Source organism: Streptomyces sp. NPDC058691, assembly GCF_042714775.1.
Taxonomy (GTDB): domain Bacteria; phylum Actinomycetota; class Actinomycetes; order Streptomycetales; family Streptomycetaceae; genus Actinacidiphila.
Genome location: NZ_JBHXSO010000040.1, coordinates 34,935 through 57,777, shown reverse-complemented (window position 1 = coordinate 57,777; position 22,843 = coordinate 34,935). Strand labels below are relative to the sequence as shown.

Here is a 22,843-nt window from a genome sequence, read left to right as displayed (position 1 = left end):
GTGACGCGGTGCGGGACCTGACGGGCGCCGATGGGCGCCCGTCAGGCGTTTTCGGCGTCTGGTGCGGTTGGGGCGTCATGCGGGGGCATGCGGGCGAATTGGCCATATTGTCATGGACCTGAGAAGTGTGGTTCAAGGTGCCGTCCCCGCGGGCCGATGAGCTTCCAGAGAAGGCCCAGGCCGCCCGCGGAGGGGACATGTGATGCCCGAAGAGAAGCCCGTGCCGTCCGGTCGCCGCCAGTTTCTCGCCGCCGGTGCCGTGGTGCTCGGCGCGGCCGCCGGGGGGCAGCTCGCGCGCCCGGCCGCCGCGGGGGCCGCCGCCGCGAGCCCGCTGCCGACGGGGCTGTACACCCTGGGCGTGGCCTCCGGGGACCCGCTGCCCGACGGGTTCGTGATCTGGACCAGGCTCGCGCCGGACCCGCTGAACGGCGGCGGCATGCCGGACCGCACGGTCGCCGTGCGGTGGCAGGTCGCCGAGGACGCCTCCTTCCGCCGCGTGGTGCGCAGCGGCACCGCCGCCGCGACCGCGGCGTACGGGCACAGCGTCCACGCCGACGTGCGCGGCCTGGCCCCCCACCGGGACCACTGGTACCGCTTCCGCACCGAGGGGCAGCTCTCCCCGGTGGGCCGTACCCGCACCGCGCCCGCGGCGTCCGGCTCCCGTTCCGGCGGACGGCTGCGCTTCGCGCTGGCGTCCTGCCAGAACTGGCAGAACGGCTGGTTCACCCCGTACGCCGACATGCGCGACCAGGACCCCGACTTCGTGCTCTTCGTCGGCGACTACATCTACGAGGGCGCTCCCGCCGCGACCGCCGTCCGCCGCCACGAGGGCACCGGCGAGCCGTACACCCTCGCGCAGTACCGCAACCGCCATGCGCAGTACCGCTCCGACCCGGACCTGGCGGCGATGCACGCGGCCGCGCCCTGGGTGGTCACCTTCGACGACCACGAGGTGGACAACGACTTCGCCGGCGCCGTCCCGCAGGACCCCGGCAAGCAGTCGCCAGGGGCCTTCGCGGCCCGCCAGGCGGCCGCCTACCAGGCGTACTACGAGCACATGCCGGTCCGTGCCACCGCCGTCCCGCACGGCCCGCACATCCGCATGCACCGCCGTCTGGACTTCGGACGCCTCGCCCGGCTCAACGTGCTCGACACCCGGCAGTTCCGCAGCGACCAGGCCACCGGCCGGGCCGGCGCCCAGGACCCGGCCAGGACCATGCTGGGTGCCGCCCAGAAGGCCTGGCTGCTGGACGGCATGCGCCGCTCCCCGGCCCGCTGGAATCTGGTCGCCTCGCAGATCATGATGGCCGAGACCGACCTGCGCGTCGGCCCGGGCAAGCGCTGGTACTACGACGCCTGGGACGGCTACCAGGCCGAACGCAACTCCCTGATGCGCGAGTTCGCGACCGTCCGCAACCCCGTGGTACTCGCCGGCGACCGGCACATGACCATGGTCAGCGACCTCCGACGGGACTTCGCCGATCCGTCCTCCGAGGTCGTCGGAGCCGAGTTCGTCGGCACGTCCATCAGCAGCGGCGGCGCCCCGGACCTCGCCGCCTTCCACGCGGAGTGGGACCCGCGGATGCCGGACAACCCGCACTGGAAACTGGTGGACGTCCGCCGCGGCTACCACCTCTTCGACGTCGGCCCGCACGCCGTCGAGGCCCGGGTCCGCACGGTCGCCACCGTGCTCGCGCCCTCCTCCGCCGCGGGCACCCTGGCGCGCCTGCGCGTGGAGGACGGGCTCCCGGGCGTCTCGCGGGTCTGACCCCGGCGACCGGCGCCGAGACGGCCCTGCAGGCGGTTTCACGATGCCGTCCCGGGCTCGTGTGCGGTGTGCGCCGTGCCAACTCACCGCGGGGGCAGGTCCGGGCGGAATCCGCGCTGCCGTTTCCGTCCCGTGGTGTTGGGCCGGCCGGTCGCGGCGGGGGTAGCGTGCATCGGATGACCCCCACACAGCAGCCGGCCGCGGAGCCGGCTCCGGCGGTGATCGCCGGCAGCGGACGGACCCGGGACGCGTTCTTCGACAACGCCAAATTCCTGGCGATCGTGCTCGTGGTGGTCGGTCATGTGTGGGAGCCGCTGATCGAGGACAGCCGCGCGCTGAAGGCGGCGTACATGTTCGTGTACGCCTTCCACATGCCCGCCTTCATCATCATCTCGGGATACTTCTCCCGGAACTTCGACTGGAGCGCCGGCCGGCTGCGGCGGCTCGTCACGGGCGTGGTCGTGCCCTACGTCGTCTTCGAGACGCTGTACTCGCTCTTCAAGCGCTACGCCGGCGGCGACGCGGACCAGCCGATCAGCCTGCTCGACCCGTGGTTCCTCACCTGGTTCCTGATCGCCCTGTTCATCTGGCGGCTGATGGTGCCGCTGTGGAAGCTCGTCCCGTGGCCGGTGCCGGTCTCCCTGGCGATCGCCGTGTTCTCACTGGCCGCGCAGATCGGGCCGGACCTGTCGCTGAGCCGCGTCCTGCAGCTGATGCCGTTCTTCGTCATCGGTATGAACCTGCGGCCCGGGCACTTCGCCCTCGTCCGCCGCCGCGCGGTGCGGATCGCGGCGGCGCCGCTGGCCGTCGTCGCGGCCGGGGCCGTGTACTGGGCCGAGCCGCACGTGAAGGCCAAGTGGCTCTACCACCGCATGAGCGCCGACCAGCTCGGGGTCTCCTTCGGCGAGTCCGTGCTGATCACGCTGGGCACGGTCGGCGCCGCCCTGGTGCTCACCGTGCTGTTCTTCGCCCTCGTCCCCGGCCGCCGTACGTGGTTCACGTCGATGGGCGAGACCACGCTGTACGTCTTCCTGCTGCACGGCTTCTTCATCAAGGGCGCGATCTTCGCCGGCTTCTACGACACCGGCTTCGCCCACAGCCACCGCGGCTTCGTCGTGATGGGACTGCTCGCGGTGGCCATGGCGACGGTTCTGGCCACACCGCCCGTGCGGCTGGTCTTCCGCGCCCTCGTCGAGCCCCGCATGGACTGGGCGTTCAAGCGGCGTCCCGGTCCGACGTCCACGGTGCTTCGTTAGGTTTGTCACGATTCGCTGCGTTAAGACGCACATGTGAACAACAGGAAGTATGAAGGGAAGTCACGGCAACAGTCGAGCGTGTCCCTTCTCAAAAGAGTGCGTCCTGTGGGTTGTGTCACAGTTCTGCCACCACGGCTCCGGCGGATTTCCTGTCGGACCGAAGATGAACTTAGGGTTGCGTACACATGCTGTGCTGGATGTGTCCACCTTGCGAGCCGGTAACGGTGGATGGGAGCATCCCCAGCGCCCTCTGTCCCTCCAAGGTAGGTCGTCTGTGTCCGAGCACATAGCAAAGCCCCGCACCACGGCCGTGGTCCTGGCCGGTGGCACCGGTCAGCGCGTTGGTCTCCAGATCCCCAAGCAGCTGCTGAAGATCGCCGGCAAGGCGGTCATCGAGCACACTCTCGCGATCTTCCAGGAGGCCGACGGCATCGACGACGTCATCGTGCTGATGGCGCCGGGCTTCGTGCCGGAGATCGAGAAGATCGTCGCCAAGAGCGGCCTCACCAAGGTGACGAAGGTCATAGAGGGCGGCGCGACCCGCAACGAGACCACCGAGCGCGCCATCGCCGCCATCGGCGCGGAGCTCGCCGAGGGCGAGGACTGCAACGTCCTGTTCCACGACGCCGTGCGCCCCCTGCTCTCGCAGCGGGTGATCGCCGACTGCGTCGCCGCGCTCGACCGCTACCAGGCCGTCGACGTCGCCATCCCCTCCGCGGACACCATCATCGTGACCCGGACGCACGGCGAGGACGGCGAGTTCATCACCGACATCCCGGACCGCTCCCGGCTGCGCCGCGGCCAGACCCCGCAGGCGTTCAAGCTGTCCACCATCCGGCGCGCCTACCAGGTCGCCGCGGGCGACCCCAACTTCCAGGCCACCGACGACTGCTCGGTGGTGCTCAAGTACCTGCCGGACGTGCCCGTGTACGTCGTGCCGGGCGACGAGTACAACATGAAGGTCACCCAGCCCGTCGACGTCTTCATCGCCGACAAGCTCTTCCAGCTCGCCTCCCAGACCGCGCCCCGGCAGGCCGGTGACGCCGCCTACCGCGAACTGCTCACCGGCAAGACCCTGGTGGTCTTCGGCGGCTCCTACGGCATAGGCGCCGACGTGGCCGAACTCGCCCGCTGCTTCGGGGCCGACGTCTACGCGCTCGGCCGCTCCACGACCGGCACGCACGTCGACAACCCCGAGCACGTCGACGACGCCCTCTCCAAGGCGTACGGCGAGACCGGCCGCATCGACTTCGTGGTCAACACCGCGGGCGTCCTGCGCATCGGCCGGCTCGCCGAGACCGACAACGCCACCATCGAGGAAGCCCTGCGCGTCAACTACCTGGCGCCCGTGCAGATCGCCCGCGCCGCGCACAAGTACCTCGCGGAGACGCAGGGCCAGTTGATGCTCTACACCTCCAGCAGCTACACCCGCGGCCGCGCCGAGTACAGCCTGTACTCCTCGACCAAGGCCGCCATGGTCAACCTCACGCAGGCGCTGGCCGACGAGTGGGCCGCCGACGGCATCCGCGTCAACTGCGTGAACCCCGAGCGCACGGCCACCCCCATGCGGACCAAGGCCTTCGGCCAGGAGCCGGTGGGCACCCTGCTGTCCTCCGAGTCGGTCGCCCGGTCCTCGCTCGACGTGCTCCTGTCCGACCTCACCGGCCATGTCATCGACGTGCGCCAGCAGGACCCCACCAGGGCCGCCGCGGGTGCCTCGGGCTTCGAGCAGGCCCTCGCCTCGGTGCTGGCCCAGGGCGCGGACGCGTAGTTCCCATCCCGCAAGAGACCGGATCCTCACCACCATCCAGGAGTAGGCACCTCGTGATAACGAAAGCCGTCCGGCTGGCCCGGGTGGACACCCGCCCGGAGCTGGGCGCCGCGCTGCTCATGATGCTGAGCTACCCCTGCGTCATGGTTGCGGCGCTGCTTCCGAACCTCTGGTTCTTCGCGGCAGCGGTGACCGTCGGCTACGTCGCCGACTGGTTCCTGACCATGCGCGGGGTCTACCTCCTGAAGCAGCTCAGCAGGGCCCGCGCGGGACTGTCCATCCGCTTCCTGGCGCGCGAGCTGATGGTGATCCTGTTCCTCGCGCGGACGGATCTGGCCAACGACTCGATCTACTACGCGGCGATCGTGTGCTTCCTGCTGTTCTACGCACTGCAGGCCCCGCACAGCGCGCTGCTCACCCTGATCCGCAACCGCCGGCGGCTGCCGTTCGCCACGCGCAACATCGACCTGTCGGGGCTGCGCATCCCGGACGCCCCCTCACCGCTGCTGACCCGCCGGGCCGCGGAGAAGATGCTGCACCTCGACGTGGCCGCGGTGGCCGGTCTGCTGGTCTCGGCCGGCACCGACCGCCCGGTGTTCGGCTTCGTCGGCGGCGGCATCACCCTCGGCCTCGGCGTCCTGTACACCGCGGCCCTCGTGCCCTACCTGCGCGGACGCCGGCTGCCCGCCGGCACGGACACCGCGCTGGCCTTCATGGACGGCCGGCTGGACCGCTACAAGCCGACCACGGTCCTGTACTTCTCGGGCTCCAAGGACTCCGCGTACCAGGTCAACATGTGGCTCGACACCATGGCACGGCTGGACGGCCGTCCGCTGGTGATCCTGCGCGAGCGCTTCATCCTGCCGCAGCTCGCCGACACCTCGGTGCCCGTGCTCTGCGTCCCGGGCGCCGTGCACCTGATGAACATGGACCTGTCGACGGTCCGGGTGGCGCTGTACCCGGCCAACGTCGGCAAGAACATCCACATGCTGCGCGTGCCGCACATCAAGCACGTCTTCATCGGGCACGGCGACAGCGACAAGCTCGCCAGCGTCAACCCGTACAGCAAGGTCTACGACGAGGTCTGGACGGCGGGCAAGGCCGGGCGCGACCGCTACGCGCTCGCCGACGTCGGTGTGCGCGACGACGACATCGTCGAGGTCGGCCGTCCCCAGCTGTCCCGGATCGGGACCTGGAGCGGTGTCCCCGCCGGCCGCATCCCCACCGTGCTGTACGCCCCGACGTGGGAGGGCTGGACGGACGACCCGGGCAACACCTCGCTGATCCTGGCCGGCGAGAACATCGTGCGCCGTCTGGTCGAGGCCCCGGACCCGGTGCGCGTGCTCTACAAGCCGCACCCCTTCACCGGCTCGCGCAACCCCAGGGCCAAGCAGGCCCACGAGCGGGTCGTCGCCCTCCTGGAGGCGGCCGCCGCCCGGCGCGCCGCACTCCCCGAGTGGTCCGCGCTGCGCGAGGGCACCGCCGCGGCGCGCGCCGAGGCGCAGGCCGAGCTCACCCGCATCGAGGCCCGGCTCGCCGCACTCGCGGACACCGGCCGCCCCGGCGCCGACGACGCCGAGGCCTCCCGCGACACGCCGGCCGACCCCGCCCGCGAGGCCGAGACCGCCCGGCTGCGCGAGGAGTGGAACGCGGCCTACTGGCGCTCCTTCGACACCTGGGAGCACCGGGTCGTCACCGGCCCCATGCCGCACCTGTACGACTGCTTCAACGTCTCCGACGCGATGGTCTCGGACATCTCCAGCGTGGTCTCCGACTTCATCGCCAGCGGCAAGCCGTACGCGGTCACCGACTCCGGGGAACTGGGCGAGGCCGAGTTCAAGCGGCAGAACACCGCGGTACGCGCGGCGCTGATCCTCGACAACGCGGCCTCGCAGACGGACAGGCTGCTCGCGGCGCTCCGCGGCGCCGAGCACGACCCGCTCCTGGTGGCCCGCAAGGAGCTCAAGGAGTACCTGCTCGGCCCCGACGAGCCGACCTCCATGGTGCGGTTCGACGACGCCGTGCGCTCCCTCGCCGCCAAGGCCGACGCCCGGTTGGCGCGGCTGCCGCAGGACGGGAGCGTCGAGGGCGCGGAGGACGAGTTCGCGGCCATGATCCCCGCGCAGCGCGCCGAGGACGAGTTCGGCGTGGACGTCTCCCTGGGCACCGACCCCGACTGACCCCCCCACGGGCCGCACAAGACGAACGGCGGCCGCGATCCCGAGGGACCGCGGCCGCCGTTCGCCGTACCGGGGTATCAGCTCAGGCCGTTGAACATCTTCTTCACCGGGCGCATGGCGCGCCGTGCCCGGCGCACCGCACTGCGGCCCTGCACGGAGACCAGCCGCTTCTCCAGCAGCTCGATCCGGGCCTCCAGCTGGGCGGTACGCGCCGCGGACTCCGCCATGAGCCGAGCCGTCGCCTGCTGCTCCTGCCGCGCCCGGTCGGTGTGGTGCTTGAGCCAGCCGATCCGGTACCCCAGGCGCCCGTACTCCTCGCCCTGCCAGGCCTCGATCGCCGGCGGGAAGGAGAGCGAGGCCATGCGCGACTCGAAGGCGGCGCCCCGGTCGCCGTGGCTGTAGGTGTTCTGCAGGCCGTTCCTGTCCAGGAAGGCGGTGAGGCGGCCGAACCGCACCTTGTGGTCGTTCAGCAGCTCGCCGAAGTCGGCCTTCTCGTACAGGATCGCCGGGTCGAGGTCGGGGGTGACGTCCGTGGCGCGCAGGTGCGGGATGCCGAAGTAGCGGCAGAGCTCGAGGGTGCGGGAGTCGTGGCAGAGCACCGTGGCGGGCGTGCCGGCGAGCAGGGCCGCGATGTTGCCGTGGATGCGGCCGCCGAAGGAGTAGTCGTACTGGCGGAGGTCGTCGATCCAGGTCACCGGGTCGACGTAGATCCGCACCTTGTTCTCCCGCAGCAGCCGGTGCGTCCGGTGCGCGGGCACTGCTTGGTGCAGCCCGGCGGCGTCGGAGACGTCGCCCCAGTAGAGGAGTTCGGCGTCCGTAAGGTTCTGGGCGACGTAGGTGAGGTCCGGGTAGCGGTCGATGGCGGCGTCCATCACGGTGCCCAGGTGGCCCGTACGCAGCGCGTCGTGCGAGCCGTTGACGGCGATGCGGGAGTCCGGACCGATCCCGGCCGCCTTCTTCTCGACCGCGAAGTGGTCGCCGTACAGGAACATCGAAGGGCAGCCGATGACGTCGACGTCGCGGAAACCGAGTCCCTTGAGGTACCGCTCGGTGCATTCGCCGCGCACGCCGATGGAGGCGGACCGGTCGAGCACGGCCTTCACGAAGCGCTTCACCGGCCGCTCGATGCCGGCGAGCCGGGCGGTGTCGTAGGTCACCGTCGCCTGGGCGCCGACGCCGAGTACGACCACGGGTATGGTCAGCTGCTCTATCAGTTTGGAGAGCGTGTTCAACTGCTTCGCGAATGAGGGCCGGAAAGCGTTCGCGAGCGGGACGACGAATGCGTCGAATTCCTCGTTGATACGTCCGGCCTCCGCCGGGTCCACCGTGAAGCGGTTGGTGGAGACGACTTCGGTTTCCGGGGTCAGCAGCAATTTGTGCGCCGCGTCGCTGAAGATGAGATTCCCGGAATTCGTGCCGATGACGTTCCGGTGCATCGCCTGTTCGTGGGAGACGACGTCGAACGGGCTCTTGCCGGAACGCAGCAGGATTCTCTTCATGGGCGGCAGTTCTCCCCGCGGAAGTCGAAGGACCTGTGATGAGGCACCAGGCCGACTACCGGAGTCGTGGGTGCGGCGGACAGCGTAACCCGAGGTGAAGGGTGAGTAAAGGCAAGTCATCATGAAAGTAAACTGAAAATGGATGGCCTACGTATGCAACTCTCTGACGACCCGTCAGCCCAGCGGCTCAAGGGGGCCTGTTCGGCAGTTGCCGTCCCCTGTCCGCCCTGCGGAACGGGAAGGCGCCCGACCGCCCCGCTCGCGTAGATTGCGGTGCCGGGAAGCCAGGAGCCAGCCCGGAGCCCGGAGCCGGTCGCAACGGTGTGAGACGCGAGGATGCACGTGGCAAGCGCGAGGCAGGACGTGGTGGACGCCCGCAGGGTCGTGGTCAAGATCGGCTCGTCGTCGCTGACGACGGCGGCCGGGGGCCTGGACGCCGACCGCGTCGACGCCCTGGTGGACGTGGTCGCCAAGGCGCACGGCACGGAACGGGAGATCGTGCTGGTCTCCTCCGGCGCGATCGCGGCCGGCCTGGCGCCCCTGGGCCTGGACCGGCGCCCGCGGGACCTCGCCCGGCAGCAGGCGGCCGCCAGCGTGGGCCAGGGCCTGCTGGTGGCCCGCTACACCGCCTCCTTCGCCCGTTACGGCGTGCGCGTCGGGCAGGTGCTGCTCACCTCCGACGACATGAGCCGCCGGGCCCACTACCGCAACGCGTACCGGACCCTGGACAAGCTGCTCGCCATGGGCGCCGTCCCGGTCGTCAACGAGAACGACACGGTGGCAACGGACGAGATCCGCTTCGGCGACAACGACCGCCTGGCGGCCCTGGTCGCCCACCTCGTCCGGGCCGACCTGCTGGTGCTGCTCTCCGACGTCGACGGGCTCTACGACGGCGACCCGAGCACCCCCGGTACCTCCCGCATCTCCGAGGTGCACGGCCCGCAGGACCTCGAAGGCGTCTCCATCGGCAGCGCGGGCAAGGCCGGCGTCGGTACCGGCGGCATGGTGACCAAGGTCGAGGCGGCGCGGATCGCCGCCGGGGCCGGGATCCCCGTGGTGCTCACCTCCGCCTCGCAGGCCGCGGACGCGCTCGCCGGGCGGCCGACCGGCACCCTCTTCCACCGCACCGGCAAGCGGTCCGCCGACCGCCTGCTCTGGCTGGCCCACGCCTCCACCCCGCTCGGCGCGCTCATCCTCGACGACGGCGCCGTCCAGGCCGTCGTCAAGCGCCGTACGTCGCTGCTGCCGGCCGGCATCGCGGCCATCGAGGGCGACTTCTCGGCAGGCGACCCGGTCGAGTTGCGCGACGCTTCGGGACATGCCGTGGCGCGCGGACTGGTGAACTTCGACGCCAGGGAACTGCCCCGGCTGCTCGGCCGCTCCACCCGCGAGCTGGCCCGCGAACTCGGCCCCGCGTACGAGCGGGAAGTCGTGCACCGCGACGACCTCGTACTCCTGCACCCCTAGGCAGCCCCCTTCGTGGTTACTTCGTGAAAACGCCCCCGCGGCCGCCCGCCGACTGCTGAACTTTGAATACGGAGAAGGAATTCGGCAGGGACCCGCAGTGGCCCCCAGTGACCCACAGGGACGACAGGTGACGACAGGGAGGCCGCCGGTGAGACGAGGGCGCCCAGGGGCATCGTCGTCCCGCGGGACGGCGGAGCGGACACTGGTGAGCGTGGCGGCCGACGAGAGCGCACCGCAGGCCCACCCGGCATCCCAGCGGGCCCAGCAGCAGCCGCCGCCTCAGGAGCGCACCGCCTCCCGGCTGTGGCACGTCACGCTCAGCGTCTCCGGCCCCGAAGCGCCGCTGGCCGAGGTGCGGCGCGCCCTGGAGCAGCTGGCCAACGACCACCCCTTCCTGCTGACCAGCCGGTACGCGGCCGACCACGCCGAGATCCGGTACTGGGAGGAGGCCCGCGACCTGCACGACGCCGCCGCCATCGCCCTGCGGCTGTGGGGCGAGCACCGGGCCTCCGCGAAGCTGCCGCCCTGGGAGACGGTCGGCCTGGAGGTCATCGGCCGCGACACCTACCACCAGCGCATCGCCGAGGGCTATGGGCCGCCGCCCGCCGCTCCCGTCGGCGTGCACCCGTACTGAACCGTCCGGGTCTCACCGGCTGGAAAGACACCCCCCAGAGGGGTGCCCACACCGTACGCTGACGGCTATGAGCAGCCGCAGCCACAGCAACGACGACCTCGCCGCCTCCCTGCCCTCACCGTGGCCGGCGTCCCCGGTCCTGCAGGCCGCCTACCGCGCCCGGTCCGCCGCCGCCGACCTCGCGCCGCTGCCGCGCGCGGCCAAGGACGACGCGCTGCTGGCGATCGCCGACGCCCTCCTGGTGCGCACCAAGGAGATCGTCGAGGCCAACGCGCTCGACGTCGAGCGCGCCCGCGCCGCCGGGACCGCGGACGGCATCGTCGACCGGCTCACCCTCACCCCCGAGCGCGTCCGCGCCATCTCCTCCGACGTGCGGGACGTGGCCGGGCTGCCCGACCCGGTGGGCGAGGTCGTCCGCGGGTCGACGCTGCCCAACGGGCTCGACCTGCGGCAGGTCCGGGTGCCGCTCGGCGTGGTCGGCATCATCTACGAGGCTCGTCCGAACGTCACCGTGGACGCCGCCGCCCTGTGCCTGAAGTCCGGCAACGCGGTGCTGCTGCGCGGCTCCTCCTCGGCGTACCACTCCAACACCGCCCTGGTCACCGTGTTGCGCGACGCGGTCGGCGGTGCCGGGCTGCCGGCCGACGTGATCCAGCTGGTGCCGGGCGAGAGCCGGGAGTCGGTGCGCGAGCTGATGCGCGCCCGCGGCATGGTCGACGTGCTCATCCCGCGCGGCGGCGCCTCGCTGATCCGCTCCGTGGTCGAGGAGTCCACCGTCCCGGTGATCGAGACCGGCACGGGCAACTGCCATGTGTACGTGGACGCGCAGGCCGACCTCGACATGGCGGTGCGGATCCTGGTCAACTCCAAGGCGCAGCGGCCCAGCGTCTGCAACGCCGCCGAGACGCTCCTGGTGCACCAGGACATCGCGGGCGAGTTCCTGCCGCGCGCCCTGGACGCGCTGGCCGCGGCCGGGGTCACCGTGCACGCCGACGAGCGCGTCCGCGACGTCGCGGAGAAGTCCGGCACCAAGGCGACCGTCGTCCCGGCCACCTTGGAGGACTGGGAGACCGAGTACCTGAGCCACGACATCGCCGCGGCCGTCGTGGACTCCCTGGACGCCGCGGTGGCGCACATCCGGCTGTGGTCCTCCGGGCACACCGAGGCGATCGTCACCGGTTCGCAGCCCGCCGCCCGCAGGTTCACCCAGTTGGTGGATTCCGCCGCGGTCGCGGTGAACGCCTCCACCCGCTTCACCGACGGCGGGCAGTTCGGCTTCGGCGCGGAGATCGGCATCTCCACCCAGAAGCTGCACGCCCGCGGCCCCATGGGATTGCCGGAGCTGACCTCGACCAAGTACGTCATCACCGGCGACGGCCAGACCCGGGGCTGAGGGCCGGGCACAGGGACGTACCCACTTCGTGGCGGACTTTCCCCGGCGGCCTGCCCAATCCGCGTCATCGGCCCTATTCTGGACGGGTGCCGGACGACCTGGGGGGCAAGCCGTTCCCGGACGGCGACGACCACGGTGGCGCGGATGACGAATTCGCGTCCGTGGTGTTCGACGAGGCCTTCATACGTGCGGCGGCCTTCCACGAGCCCAGCGCCCATGAGCGCATGCTCGCCGCCGCCACCGCACAGGCCGAGGCCGAGGCCTCCCGGACCCGTCTCGTCAGCGTCGAGGACGGCTCCGCCCCGTACGAGCAGAGCGCGGACCGCACCGCGGAGGACGACGAGTACGACGAGCTCTACGCCCAGCGCCGCCCCTACCGCGGCCACGGCCGCTGGCACCGCATGGTGGCCTGGCTGCTGGCCGTCGTCATGGGGATCGGAGTGGTCGCGCTGACCTTCGCCGCGGTCTACCGGGGAGCCGGCGGAGGCAGTCGCCAGCCGGCCGTCCCGCCCTCCCCGACGGGCCGTATCGGCGCGCCCTCGATGCCCCCCGTAGTGGTCAGCCCAACGCCCTGAGCGCCGAGAGAAGTTGTCTCGCACCTGGACGTTTTAAAGAGCCCTGACAGACCTACGCTTGTTGTATGACCGGGCCTGGTGACCCACCTGAGGGTATTCCCGAGGGCTCCCCGGGAAGCGGCGACGACGAGTACCGATCCGTCGTGTTCGACGAATCGTTCGTCCGTGCTGCCCGGATACAGGAGTACTCGGCCCGTGAGCGTCTGGACGGCTCGGCCCGCGCGGTCCGCACCCGGCGCTTCTGGTCCAGGGGCGGGGCCACCCGCCAGGCACTGGTCCTGGTGGTCCTGATCGCCGTCGCCTTCGGCACCGCCATCTACCTCGGCGTCCGCAATCCCTACGCGCAGGCCCCCGAGCCCGTCGCCCAGCCGCTGCGGATCACCCTGGTCCCGCTCGCCCCGACCGGCGCGGTACCCGCCGCGGACCGCACGGAGCCCTTCGCCGGCACCGCGGCCGAGGGCTACCGGATCGGCAGCGACGGCTTCACCCTGCCGGCCTCGTTCAGCACCCCGCACTTCGGCGAGAGCCAGGTCACGCAGGCGCTGACCCTGGCCAAGGAGTACCTCTGGGCCTCGGCCGTCAACCCCGCGGCCCTGACCGGCGGCGACGTGAGGACGGTCCGGGGCATGCTGGACCCCGGGCAGCGGGTGCAGTTCGACCGCAGCCTGACCGCCCCGGCCGACGACGGGCGGCACGCCGCCACGGGCTGGCTGGTGCGCCTGGACCCCAGCCGTATAGACCTCGCGGACAAGCAGGTGCGGGTCGCGGGGACCATGGCCGTCATGGAGACCGCCGACGACGCCCTGGAGGTCCTCACGGACCACACCATGGTCTACGCCGTGCGCGCGGACACCGGGAGCCGCGAGCCCTCGCTGTTCACCGTGCGGCGCGCGCTGCGCATCCGCTTCGACCGCCAGGACCTGCGCGACAGCCATGTGGAGCTGCTGCAGGCCGATGTCGAGGCCGGACCGCTGTCCTGCGGGTCCGAGCCGGCCAAGCGCTTCGAGCCGCTGCTGGCCGGGGAGCGCGCCCAGGCACAGGCCGGCGTCGACCCGTACGACCACCGGCACCACATCACCTCGGTGTGCGGTGTGCTGGCCCCCGGGTCGCTCGCCGGTCCGGGCGTCAGTCCGCAGCAGGGGAGTCCGGCGGCGCGTCCTTCGGAGAGTCCTGAGACCCCTGCGAACCCTGCGCCGCCGAGCCGGTGAACCGGTCCCGCAGCTTGCCGCCGATGTCGCCGGCGCCCGAGCCGATGTCGGTCAGCAGCTTCATCAGGGGGTCCTTGCTGCTCTTCACCGTGTCGGCGTAGTGGTTCGCCGACTCCTTGAAGGAGTCGTACACCGAGGTGTCCTTGTCCTCGCTGCGCCGGGGGTAGTGGCCGTCCATCAGGCGCTGGTAGTCGCGGGAGGCGGCCCACTTCTTCAGCTCCGCGGCGCGCACCGTGGTGAAGGGGTGGCTGCGCGGCAGCACGTTGAGGATCTTCAGCACGGAGTCGCGCAGGTCGCCCGACTCCTCGTACTCCTCGGCCTGCTTCAAGAACGCGTCCACGTTCATCTCGTGCAGGTGGTTGCCGCCGGCGATCTTCATCAGGCCGCGCATGGACGCCTGCAGGTCCTGGCCGACCAGCAGCCCGGCACGGTCCGCGGACAGCTCCGACTTGCGGAACCACTCGCGCAGGGCGGTGATGATCGCCATGATCGCGACGTTGCCGAGCGGGATCCAGGCGATCCGCAGGGCCAGGCTGGTGAGGAAGAGCAGGATCGTGCGGTACACGGAGTGACCGGACAGCGCGTGGCCCACCTCGTGGCCCACGACGGCCCGCATCTCCTCCTCGTCCAGCAGCTCCACCAGGCCGGTGGTGACGACGATGATCGGGGAGTCGAGCCCGATGCACATCGCGTTCGGCTGCGGGTCCTGCGTGACGTACATGGCCGGGACCTTCTCCAGGTCCAGGATGTGGCAGGCGTCCCGCAGCATGTCGTTCAGGTGGGTGAACTGCTCCTCGCCGACCCGTACCGAGTCCGACAGGAACAGCAGCCGCAGCGAGCGCTCCGGAAGCAGCCCGCTGAGCGCCTTGAACACGGTGTCGAAGCCGCTGAGCTTGCGCAGCGCCACCAGAGCCGAGCGGTCGGCCGGGTGCTCGTACGCCCGGGAGGAGATGCCCGGGAACCTCCGCCGGTTCCGTCCCGGCAGACGGTCGCCGTCGTCCCCCGTGCCGCCCCGCACGCCGTTCGGATCATTCGGACCGGACATGTATGTCTCCCCGCTCCCCTGCTCGGCCGTCCATACACAGGAAGGACGCGCGGAGCCACCGCGAAGTTCCGTCCGTACCGCCCGTACCATGTCCCCCAAGTCCCAAAGCCCGCCGAGAGTACGCACCGTCACCAAGGGAAACTGCGAATGACCTCTTACGCGACCGCCGCCGTCCTGTCCACGCTCGCCGAGGGCGAGGGCGGCGGCAACCACGAGAGCCTGAACCCTTACCTCACCGGTGGCGGCGCCCTGTTCGTGCTGCTGCTCCTGCTCTTCATCACCACCCGTTTCAACCGCGACCGCTGAGGCCGCGGAAGGCGATACGGGTAGGGTCTGTCCGCATGAAGAAGCGAATCGGTGTGATGGGTGGGACGTTCGATCCCATCCACCACGGTCACCTCGTCGCGGCCAGCGAGGTGGCACACCTTTTCCAGCTGGACGAGGTCGTCTTCGTGCCGACCGGCCGGCCGTGGCAGAAGAGCGATCAGACGGTGTCGGCGGCCGAGGACCGCTACATCATGACCGTGATCGCCACCGCGTCGAATCCGCAGTTCTCGGTCAGCCGGAGCGACATCGAGCGCGGTGGCCGCACCTACACCATCGACACGCTTCGCGACCTGCGGTCCGACCACCCCGAGGCGGAGCTGTTCTTCATCACCGGGGCCGACGCGCTGGCACAGATCTTCTCCTGGCGCGAGGCCGAGGAACTCTTCTCCCTGGCGCACTTCATCGGCGTCACCAGGCCCGGGCACGTGCTGTCCGATCCGGGCTTCCCGGAGGGCGGCGTCTCCCTGGTGGAGGTGCCCGCCCTCGCGATCTCCTCCACCGACTGCCGGCACCGGGTCGCCAAGGGGGAGCCCGTCTGGTATCTGGTGCCCGACGGTGTCGTGCGCTACATCGACAAACGCAGGCTCTACCGGTAATCGATCAGCGGCTCAGCGGCAACTGGAGGGGTCCCCAGTGAACGACTACCCCCGATGGCACTACGCCGAGGGAACACCCGAGCAGGAGGGACCGGACCCCTACCCGCAGGACCCTTACGCACAGCAGCAGGGCGATTACGGATACGAGCAGCAGGGCTACGGCTACGACCCGTACGCCCAGGGCCAGGACCGGCAGCCGCAGCAGCCGCAGCAGCCGCAGCCGCCGCAGCAGTACCAGGAGCAGGGCTACCCGCAGCAGCAGGGCTACGGCTACGACCAGCAGCAGTCCCAGGCTCAGCAGGCGCAGCAGACCCAGCAGTACCAGGGCTGGATCCCGCAGCAGCCGCAGTACCAGGAGCCGTACTACGAGCCGCAGCAGCCGCAGCCGCAACAACAGCCTCAGCCGCAGTACCCGCAGCAGCACACGCAGCCGCAGCCCGTCTACCGCGGCCCCGAGGCGCCGGCCCGCCCCGCGCAGGCGTCGGTACAGGCCCCCGCGCAGCCCGCTCCGCCCGGCCCCGGCCCCTCCGGCAACGGGGACTACTCCACCGGGCAGTTCTCCTTCGTCGACGAGGAGACCGAGGAGTCCGAAGAGGTCATCGACTGGCTGAAGTTCACCGAGTCCCGCACCGAGCGGCGCGAGGAGGCCAAGCGCCGCGGCCGCAACCGCGTCGTCGCCCTCGTCGTCGTCCTGGCGCTGGCCGCCGTCGGCGGTGTCGGCTACCTGTACAAGGCGGGCAAGATCCCCGGGCTCGGCAGTGACTCCGGCACCGCGCAGCAGGCCGCCGGCGGCCAGAAGCGCGACGTGATCGTGCTCCACCTGCGTCCGGTGGACAGCGACGAGACCTCCACGGCCCTTCTGGTCAGCAACTCGACCACGAAGAAGGGCACCACGGTGCTGCTGCCCAACTCCCTCGCCGTGAGCAGCGACGAGGGGGGCAGCACCACGCTCGGCAAGTCGGTGGTCGACGGGGGCTCCACTCCCACCCGCGAGGCCCTGGAGACCCTGCTCGGCGCGAAGATCAGCGGAACCTGGCGGCTGGACACCCCCTACCTGGACAACCTTGTCGAGTCCCTCGGCGGGATCATCGTCGACACCGACGCCACGGTGAAGGCCGACAAGAAGAAGGGCGGCAAGACCCTCGTCAAGCCCGGCAAGCAGCAGGAGCTGAGCGGTCAGGCGGCCGTCGCCTACGCCACCTTCCGCGGGCCCGGCGAGGCGCAGGACAAGCAGCTGGCGCGGTTCGGGCAGGTGATCCAGGGCGTGCTCAAGAAGATGTACAGCGACCCGGACCTGGCGACCAAGACCGTCGAGGGGCTCAACCAGGTCATCGAGCCGCCGCTCACCGCCAAGGACCTCGGCAGCAGCCTCGCGGCGCTGTCGGAGGAGGCCAAGGGCGGCGACTACCGGACCGACACCCTCCCGGTGCAGGCCGACGGCACCGTCAGCGAGAAGGACACCGACGGCATCGTCAAGGACGTCCTCGGCGGCACGGTGACCAACACCGCGTCCGACGGCATCCCGCGGGTCGGTCTGAAGAACGGCTCTGGCGTGCCCGCCAACGCCGGCGAGGCCCAGGTGCAGATCGTCGGCGGCGGCTACACGTACGTCTCCGGCACCACCGCCTCCACCCAGGCCGCCTCCCAGGTCGTGTACGGCGCCGCCGACCAGAAGACGAACGCGCAGGAGCTGGCGAAGACCCTCCGCCTGCCCGCCAAGGCCGTCACCAAGGGCACCGTCCCGACGAACGCGGACATCATGGTGGTGCTCGGCCAGGACTACACCCCGCCGCCCAAGAAGTGAGCCGCCCGGTCCCCGGCCGGATAACCGGTCGGGGACTGTCCGCGGTCCGTGAGACCCTTGGGGGTACGACGTCCCCGACCGGAAAGCCGCACCTGTGACCGCCACGGACCGCTCCATCGAGCTCATCCAGACCGCCGCCCAGGCGGCTGCCGACAAGCTCGCGCACGACATCATCGCCTACGACGTCAGCGACGTTCTCGCCATCACCGACGCGTTCCTGCTCGCCTCCGCGCCGAACGACCGCCAGGTGAAGGCCATCGTCGACGAGGTCGAGGAGCGGCTCGCCAAGGAGCTGGGCGCCAAGCCGGTGCGCCGCGAAGGTGAGCGCGAGGGCCGGTGGGTGCTGCTCGACTACGTGGACATCGTGGTGCACGTCCAGCACTCCGAGGAGCGGGTCTTCTACGCTCTGGAGCGGCTGTGGAAGGACTGCCCGGAGCTGGAGCTGCCCAAGGACGCCGTGGCCACCCGTGGCAAGGCCGAGGAGCACGCCCGCGCCATGTCGGTGGCCGACGAGGACGGAGACCTGCGCTGAACGGACACACCCGCGGCCGCGGCCGGCGCATCGTCTTCTGGCGGCACGGCCAGACCGCCTGGAACCTGGAGGGCCGCTTCCAGGGCACCACGGACATCCCGCTGACCGCCACGGGCGTCGCCCAGGCCAAGCGCGCGGCGCGCCTGCTGGCGGCGCTGGAGCCGGACCGGATCATCGCCTCGGACCTTCAGCGGGCCGCCGACACGGCCGCCGAACTGGCGGCCGTGACGGGTCTGGACGTCACGTACGACCAGGGCCTGCGGGAGACCTACGCGGGCGTCTGGCAGGGCCTGACCCACGAGGAGATCACCACCCGCCACCCCGAGCAGTACGCGGCGTGGAGGCGCGGTGAACCCGTGCGGCGCGGCGGTGGCGAGCTGGAGACCGAGGTCGCCGACCGGGCCGCTCCCGTGGTGCTCGCGGCCGCCGACAAGCTGCCCGACGGCGGCATCCTCGTCGTGGTCAGCCACGGCGGCGCGATCCGCACGACGATAGGCCGGCTGCTCGGCCTCGACCCGCACAGCTGGGAGGCGTTCGGCGGCCTGTCCAACACGTGCTGGTCGGTGCTGGGCGAGGGGGCCCGCGGCTGGCGTCTGCTGGAGCACAACGCCGGCACGCTGCCCGAGCCGGTACTCGGCGACGACGACTGAACCGCGGCGCCGGGGCCGCGGGGCCGCGGGGCCGATTTCGGGAATCCGGCCCTGACCGGCTAAGCTTCTTCTCGTTCGCCAGGCGGAAAGCCTGAGGACAGCGGGGCTATAGCTCAGTTGGTAGAGCGCTTGCATGGCATGCAAGAGGTCCGGGGTTCGAATCCCCGTAGCTCCACAGCGACAGCGACCATGGGATCCCGTCCCCCGTCAGGGGAGGCGGGATTCTTGGCGTTCCCTGACGAGCTGCGACAGCGGGCGCACGTGCGCGGGGCAGCCGACCAACGGGTCGGGCAGCTCGCGCAGCCGCGCCATCCGGGTCCGGCTCTCCTCGTCGACCGGGGTGTAGGCCACGATCCGGTGCTCCGGCACGGCGTCCACCGCGAGCGAGGTCGAGGCGAGCCGGACGATGCCCACCGACGCGTGCTGGATCACCTTGATCCGCTGCCCCGGCGGCGCGACGTCCCCGCTCGCCCACATCCGCGCGAACTCCGCGCTCGAGTGGATCATCCACTGGATGAACGACTCCCAGACGGGTTCGCCCACATGCCGGCCGTAGGCGCCGCGCAACTGCGCCACCATGCGCGGCAGTTCGTCGCCCCGGTTGACGAACGCCGAGCAGCACGCCGGGCCGGTGAACAGCCGCCGCAGCACATTGCGGTCGCCGGGGGAGTCCAGCCGCACCGACGGAAAGACGTACCGGTAGGCGGCGTTGCAGCCCAGCACGTCGTAGCGGGCGTTGTAGACGACCGCGGCGAGGGGGTCCAGGGCGTCGACGATGCCCTGCACCTCCTCGCCCACCGCCTCCGCCTCGGCGGCCTGCTCGCGGACGAAGGGCACCCCCGCCAGCCGGTACAGGTGCTGCCGCTCGGTGACGTCCAGCCGCAGTGTGCGCGCCACCGCGTCCAGCACCTGCACGCTGGCGTTGATCGGGCGGCCCTGCTCCAGCCACGTGTACCAGGTCACCCCGACCCCGGCGAGCTGCGCGACCTCCTCGCGCCGCAGCCCCGGTGTACGGCGCCGCAGGCCCGGGGGCATGCCCACGTCCTGCGGGGTGATCCGGGCGCGCCGGCTGCGCAGGAAGGCGGCGAGTTCGATGCGGCGCGGAGCGGACACGGCGGACATGTGCCCCATCGTCCACCGGGTCCGTACGGAGTGCCAGGTGCTGTCAGTACCAGCATCCAGGGGCTCTCGGCACCAGTACGCGGCCGCCCGCAGGCTCGTGCCATGGCGAACCCCACTGTCTCCGCCCCGTCCGTGTCCCGTGCCGGGACAGGCGGCCGCGCACCGGCCGGCCGGCTGCTCGGCACCGTGCTCACCGGCCAGTTCATGGCCCTGCTCGACGTCTTCATCGTCAACGTGGCCGCGCCCACCATCCGCACCGACCTGCACGCCTCGGGCGCCGCCCTGCAACTCGTCGTCGCCGGCTACACCATCTCCTATGCCGTCCTGCTCATCACCGGCGCCCGCATCGGCGACCTGTGGGGCCACCGCAGGACCTTCGTCGCCGGGCTCGGGCTGTTCACCGCGGCCTCGCTGGCCTGCGGACTCGCTCAGTCGGCGGGGGAGTTGACCGGCTTCCGCCTGGTCCAGGGCGCCGGGTCGGCCCTGATGATCCCCCAGGTGCTCAGCCTCATCCAGCGCAACTTCACCGGCGAGCGGCGGGTACGCGCCCTCGGCGTCTACTCGGCCGTCCTGGCCACCGGCGCGGCCGCCGGGCAGTCCCTCGGCGGTCTCCTGGTGAGTGCCGATCTGTTCGGCACCGGCTGGCGTCCGGTGTTCCTGGTCAACGTGCCCATCGGGATCGCCCTGCTCGTCCTCGCCCCGCGGGTCATCCCGCGCGACCCCGACGGGGCGGCGGAGCGCCGCCGCGGCCTGGACCTGCCCGGCCTGGTCACGCTGGGCGCCGCCGTGACGCTCTTCACCGTCCCGCTCGTCCTCGGCCAGGAGGAGGGCTGGCCCCTCTGGGGCTGGGTCTGCCTGGGCCTCGGCGCGGTGCTGCTGGCCGTCTTCGCCGTCCTGGAGGCCCGCCTGACCCGCCGCGGCGGGGCGCCGCTGGTCTCCGCGCGGGTGCTGCGCGCCCCCGGCATGCCCCGCTCCGTGGTCGTGATCGCCGTCGCCATGGCACTGAACGCCGGCTTCCTGTTCTCGATCGCCCTGCACCTGCAGAGCGGCCTCGGACTCAGCGCCCTGCGCACCGGGCTGACCTTCACCGCCGCGGCCGTCGCCTTCGGCGGCGTCGGTCTCAACTGGCGCCGCTTGCCCGCCCGTACACACGGCCTGCTCGCCCCGCTCGGACTGCTGGTGGCCGCGGTCTCGTTCGCCGCGATGGGACTGCTGCTGCGCGGCGGGCACCAGCACGAACTGTCCTTCCTCGTGGTCCAGTTCGGTATCGGCCTCGGCCTCGGCGCGTCCTTCAGCCCCACGCTCACGCTCGCCCTCGGCAGGGTGGCACCGCAGGACGCCGCCGACGCCAGCGGGCTGCTCGCCACCGTCACGCAGCTCGGCCAGCTGATCGGCGTCGCCACCTTGGGCACGCTCTTCCTCAACCGCCTCGCCTCCTCCGGCTCCTCCGCCCACGCCATCGCCCTCACCTCCTGGGCGCTCGCCCTGACGGCCGTCCTCGGCGCGCTCGTGGGGCTGCTGCGGGGGCGTGCGGGGCGTCGTGGCTAGGCCCGGAGCCGCCGTACGGCCACCGCCGCCGCGACGCACAAGAAGGCGACGCCCACCGCGGGGTAGACCGCCGACAGCGCCATCTGCCCGGCGGACTGGTGGAGTTCGGGCCGGGCGACGCCGTCCCCGTGGGGGATGAGCCACAGCGCGTACGAGCAGAAGACGAGCCCCGCCGCGACGGCGCCGGCCCGCGAGACCCGGGCGAGCAGCACGACGAGCGGCACGGCCCACACCCAGTGGTGGGACCAGGAGACGGGGCTGACCAGGAGCGCGGTGACCGCGCAGGAGACCACAGCCCAGGCCCACGCGCCGGAGACGAGCGCGGCGACGGCGACGGAGAGCCCGGCGCACGCCACCAGCCCGGCCACCACGAGCCACCACGTCCCCGGGTCACCGGTGTGCAGGGCCCGTGCGAGCACCCCCCGCAGGGACTGGTTGGCGGTGTCCTCGCCGTGCCCGGCGCGGTCCGCCGAGAACATCACCCCCGTCCAGAAGCGCCGGGAGTCGTGCGGCAGGACCAGCGCGGAGAGGCCGGCCGTCGCGGCGAGGACGCCGGCGGCGACGCAGGCCCGCCGCAGGTGGTTGTTCCACCGCTCCCGGCGCCGCCACGCCAGCACCAGCCCGCCGGCGGCGAGGAGGACCACGAAGAGCGCGGGCGTGAGCTTGATCCCGGCGGCGATGCCGATCCCCACGCCTGCCGCCCTGGAACCGGGCCGCAGGGTCAGGTCCCACAGCACCAGCACGGCGAGCAGCAGGTTGATCTGCCCGTAGCGCAGCGTCGTCCACACCGGCTCGGACCACACCGCGACCGCGGCGACGCCGAGCGCGGCCGCCGCCGGGGGCAGCCGGCGGGGCGGTCCGGCCAGCCGCAGCGACAGGGAGGCGAGCGCGACGAGCAGCCCCAGGTTGAGCAAGGTGACCGCGATCCGCGCCGCCCCGGCCGGCAGGAGGGTGAGCGCGGTGAAGAGGAGGGCGGCGAAGGGCGGGTAGGTGTTGGGCAGCTGCGCGTGGGTGACCCGCATCGCATACAGGTCGCCGCCCTGCCGCACCGTCCATCCCTCGGCCCGGTAGACGGTGAGGTCGATCATCGAGACGTGCGCGGCGCGCTGCGCCAGACAGAACGCCGCGAAGGAGACGAGGCACACGACGGCCGCCACGATCGTGGGGCGGCGGAGTCGGTGGCCGTGTTCCGCCGGGGCGTCGACGATGCGCTGCGTGGCGGTCACGGGGGCCGTCTCCAGTCCTCGGGGTCGGGGTCAGCCGACAGTACCGGAATGGATTTGGCGAACGGCCCCCACCGCCGTGTAATGTATGCCGAGTCGCCGGGGGGACCCGGAGGAACGGCAACGCGGGGCTATAGCTCAGTTGGTAGAGCGCTTGCATGGCATGCAAGAGGTCCGGGGTTCGAATCCCCGTAGCTCCACTTCACGTGAAGGGCCCGGTACCTCAGGTACCGGGCCCTTCCGCG

At 71.6% G+C, this 22,843-nt stretch carries 19 protein-coding genes and 2 tRNA genes; 17 read left to right on the top strand and 4 right to left on the bottom strand.

Features of this window, described 5'->3' with window-relative positions:
* Window positions 1-202: 202 nt before the first annotated feature.
* The 4 genes from ACFWVC_RS26090 (at window position 203) to ACFWVC_RS26075 (ending at window position 6,975) form a co-directional block, all read left to right on the top strand.
* A complete protein-coding gene (locus ACFWVC_RS26090; RefSeq protein ID WP_384290826.1) occupies window positions 203-1,768 on the top strand; it encodes an alkaline phosphatase D family protein in 1,566 nt (521 codons plus the stop codon).
* A gap of 176 nt (window positions 1,769-1,944) precedes the next feature.
* Window positions 1,945-3,024, top strand: a complete 1,080-nt coding sequence (locus ACFWVC_RS26085; protein ID WP_384290823.1) for an acyltransferase family protein — start codon at window positions 1,945-1,947, stop codon at window positions 3,022-3,024.
* A 274-nt stretch (window positions 3,025-3,298) separates the two neighbouring features.
* A complete protein-coding gene (locus ACFWVC_RS26080; protein ID WP_384290817.1) occupies window positions 3,299-4,795 on the top strand; it encodes a D-ribitol-5-phosphate cytidylyltransferase in 1,497 nt (498 codons plus the stop codon).
* Window positions 4,796-4,848: 53 nt separating this feature from the next.
* Window positions 4,849-6,975 (top strand): hypothetical protein, encoded by a 2,127-nt coding sequence (locus tag ACFWVC_RS26075; RefSeq protein WP_384290814.1) that lies wholly within the window; start codon window positions 4,849-4,851, stop codon window positions 6,973-6,975.
* A gap of 77 nt (window positions 6,976-7,052) precedes the next feature.
* On the opposite strand, the gene ACFWVC_RS26070 is transcribed toward ACFWVC_RS26075, so the two are convergent.
* Window positions 7,053-8,474, bottom strand: a complete 1,422-nt coding sequence (locus ACFWVC_RS26070; protein WP_384290812.1) for a polysaccharide pyruvyl transferase family protein — start codon at window positions 8,472-8,474, stop codon at window positions 7,053-7,055.
* 342 nt (window positions 8,475-8,816) lie between these two features.
* Between ACFWVC_RS26070 and proB the strand changes: the two genes are divergently transcribed.
* The 5 genes from proB (at window position 8,817) to ACFWVC_RS26045 (ending at window position 13,751) form a co-directional block, all read left to right on the top strand.
* A complete protein-coding gene (proB, locus tag ACFWVC_RS26065; RefSeq protein ID WP_384290809.1) occupies window positions 8,817-9,941 on the top strand; it encodes a glutamate 5-kinase in 1,125 nt (374 codons plus the stop codon).
* Between the two features lie 97 nt (window positions 9,942-10,038).
* On the top strand, window positions 10,039-10,575 hold the full coding sequence (locus ACFWVC_RS26060) for a hypothetical protein (RefSeq protein ID WP_384290806.1): 537 nt from the start codon (window positions 10,039-10,041) through the stop codon (window positions 10,573-10,575).
* 67 nt (window positions 10,576-10,642) lie between these two features.
* Entirely contained in the window at window positions 10,643-11,968 is a 1,326-nt protein-coding gene (locus ACFWVC_RS26055) for a glutamate-5-semialdehyde dehydrogenase (protein WP_384290803.1), read from the top strand.
* Between the two features lie 86 nt (window positions 11,969-12,054).
* Window positions 12,055-12,543 carry a hypothetical protein gene (locus ACFWVC_RS26050; protein WP_384290800.1) on the top strand — a complete coding sequence of 163 codons (489 nt, stop codon included), beginning with the start codon at window positions 12,055-12,057 and terminating at the stop codon, window positions 12,541-12,543.
* A gap of 65 nt (window positions 12,544-12,608) precedes the next feature.
* Entirely contained in the window at window positions 12,609-13,751 is a 1,143-nt protein-coding gene (locus tag ACFWVC_RS26045) for a hypothetical protein (protein ID WP_384290797.1), read from the top strand.
* Here ACFWVC_RS26045 and ACFWVC_RS26040 read toward each other — a convergent pair.
* Window positions 13,669-14,796: a M48 family metallopeptidase gene (locus ACFWVC_RS26040; protein ID WP_384290794.1), complete on the bottom strand. Its 1,128-nt coding sequence runs from the start codon at window positions 14,794-14,796 to the stop codon at window positions 13,669-13,671. The two genes, ACFWVC_RS26045 and ACFWVC_RS26040, sit on opposite strands and share 83 nt — an antisense overlap.
* A 147-nt stretch (window positions 14,797-14,943) precedes the next feature.
* Between ACFWVC_RS26040 and ACFWVC_RS26035 the strand changes: the two genes are divergently transcribed.
* From ACFWVC_RS26035 to ACFWVC_RS26010, 6 genes are all read left to right on the top strand, one after another.
* Window positions 14,944-15,102, top strand: coding sequence for a hypothetical protein (locus tag ACFWVC_RS26035; RefSeq protein WP_384290792.1), 159 nt, complete (start codon window positions 14,944-14,946; stop codon window positions 15,100-15,102).
* Between the two features lie 35 nt (window positions 15,103-15,137).
* On the top strand, window positions 15,138-15,719 hold the full coding sequence (gene nadD / locus ACFWVC_RS26030) for a nicotinate-nucleotide adenylyltransferase (RefSeq protein WP_384290790.1): 582 nt from the start codon (window positions 15,138-15,140) through the stop codon (window positions 15,717-15,719).
* Window positions 15,720-15,756: 37 nt separating this feature from the next.
* Complete coding sequence (locus ACFWVC_RS26025) at window positions 15,757-17,523, top strand: LCP family protein (RefSeq protein WP_384290788.1); 1,767 nt, start codon at window positions 15,757-15,759, stop codon at window positions 17,521-17,523.
* A gap of 94 nt (window positions 17,524-17,617) precedes the next feature.
* Window positions 17,618-18,055: a ribosome silencing factor gene (gene rsfS, locus ACFWVC_RS26020; RefSeq protein WP_384290786.1), complete on the top strand. Its 438-nt coding sequence runs from the start codon at window positions 17,618-17,620 to the stop codon at window positions 18,053-18,055.
* Window positions 18,052-18,705: a histidine phosphatase family protein gene (locus ACFWVC_RS26015; RefSeq protein WP_384290881.1), complete on the top strand. Its 654-nt coding sequence runs from the start codon at window positions 18,052-18,054 to the stop codon at window positions 18,703-18,705. Before rsfS ends, ACFWVC_RS26015 begins: the two co-directional genes overlap by 4 nt.
* Before the next feature lie 102 nt (window positions 18,706-18,807).
* Window positions 18,808-18,880 (top strand) — tRNA-Ala (locus ACFWVC_RS26010).
* A 32-nt stretch (window positions 18,881-18,912) separates the two neighbouring features.
* Here the strand turns inward: ACFWVC_RS26010 and ACFWVC_RS26005 are convergent.
* Window positions 18,913-19,827, bottom strand: a complete 915-nt coding sequence (locus tag ACFWVC_RS26005) for a helix-turn-helix transcriptional regulator (protein ID WP_384290784.1) — start codon at window positions 19,825-19,827, stop codon at window positions 18,913-18,915.
* 102 nt (window positions 19,828-19,929) lie between these two features.
* Between ACFWVC_RS26005 and ACFWVC_RS26000 the strand changes: the two genes are divergently transcribed.
* Window positions 19,930-21,375, top strand: a complete 1,446-nt coding sequence (locus tag ACFWVC_RS26000) for an MFS transporter (protein WP_384290782.1) — start codon at window positions 19,930-19,932, stop codon at window positions 21,373-21,375.
* Here ACFWVC_RS26000 and ACFWVC_RS25995 read toward each other — a convergent pair.
* Window positions 21,372-22,601 carry a glycosyltransferase 87 family protein gene (locus ACFWVC_RS25995; RefSeq protein WP_384290780.1) on the bottom strand — a complete coding sequence of 410 codons (1,230 nt, stop codon included), beginning with the start codon at window positions 22,599-22,601 and terminating at the stop codon, window positions 21,372-21,374. The genes ACFWVC_RS26000 and ACFWVC_RS25995 overlap by 4 nt on opposite strands.
* A gap of 124 nt (window positions 22,602-22,725) precedes the next feature.
* Here ACFWVC_RS25995 and ACFWVC_RS25990 point away from each other — a divergent pair.
* Window positions 22,726-22,798: transfer RNA gene (locus tag ACFWVC_RS25990), tRNA-Ala, on the top strand.
* The last annotated feature ends 45 nt before the right edge of the window (window positions 22,799-22,843 follow it).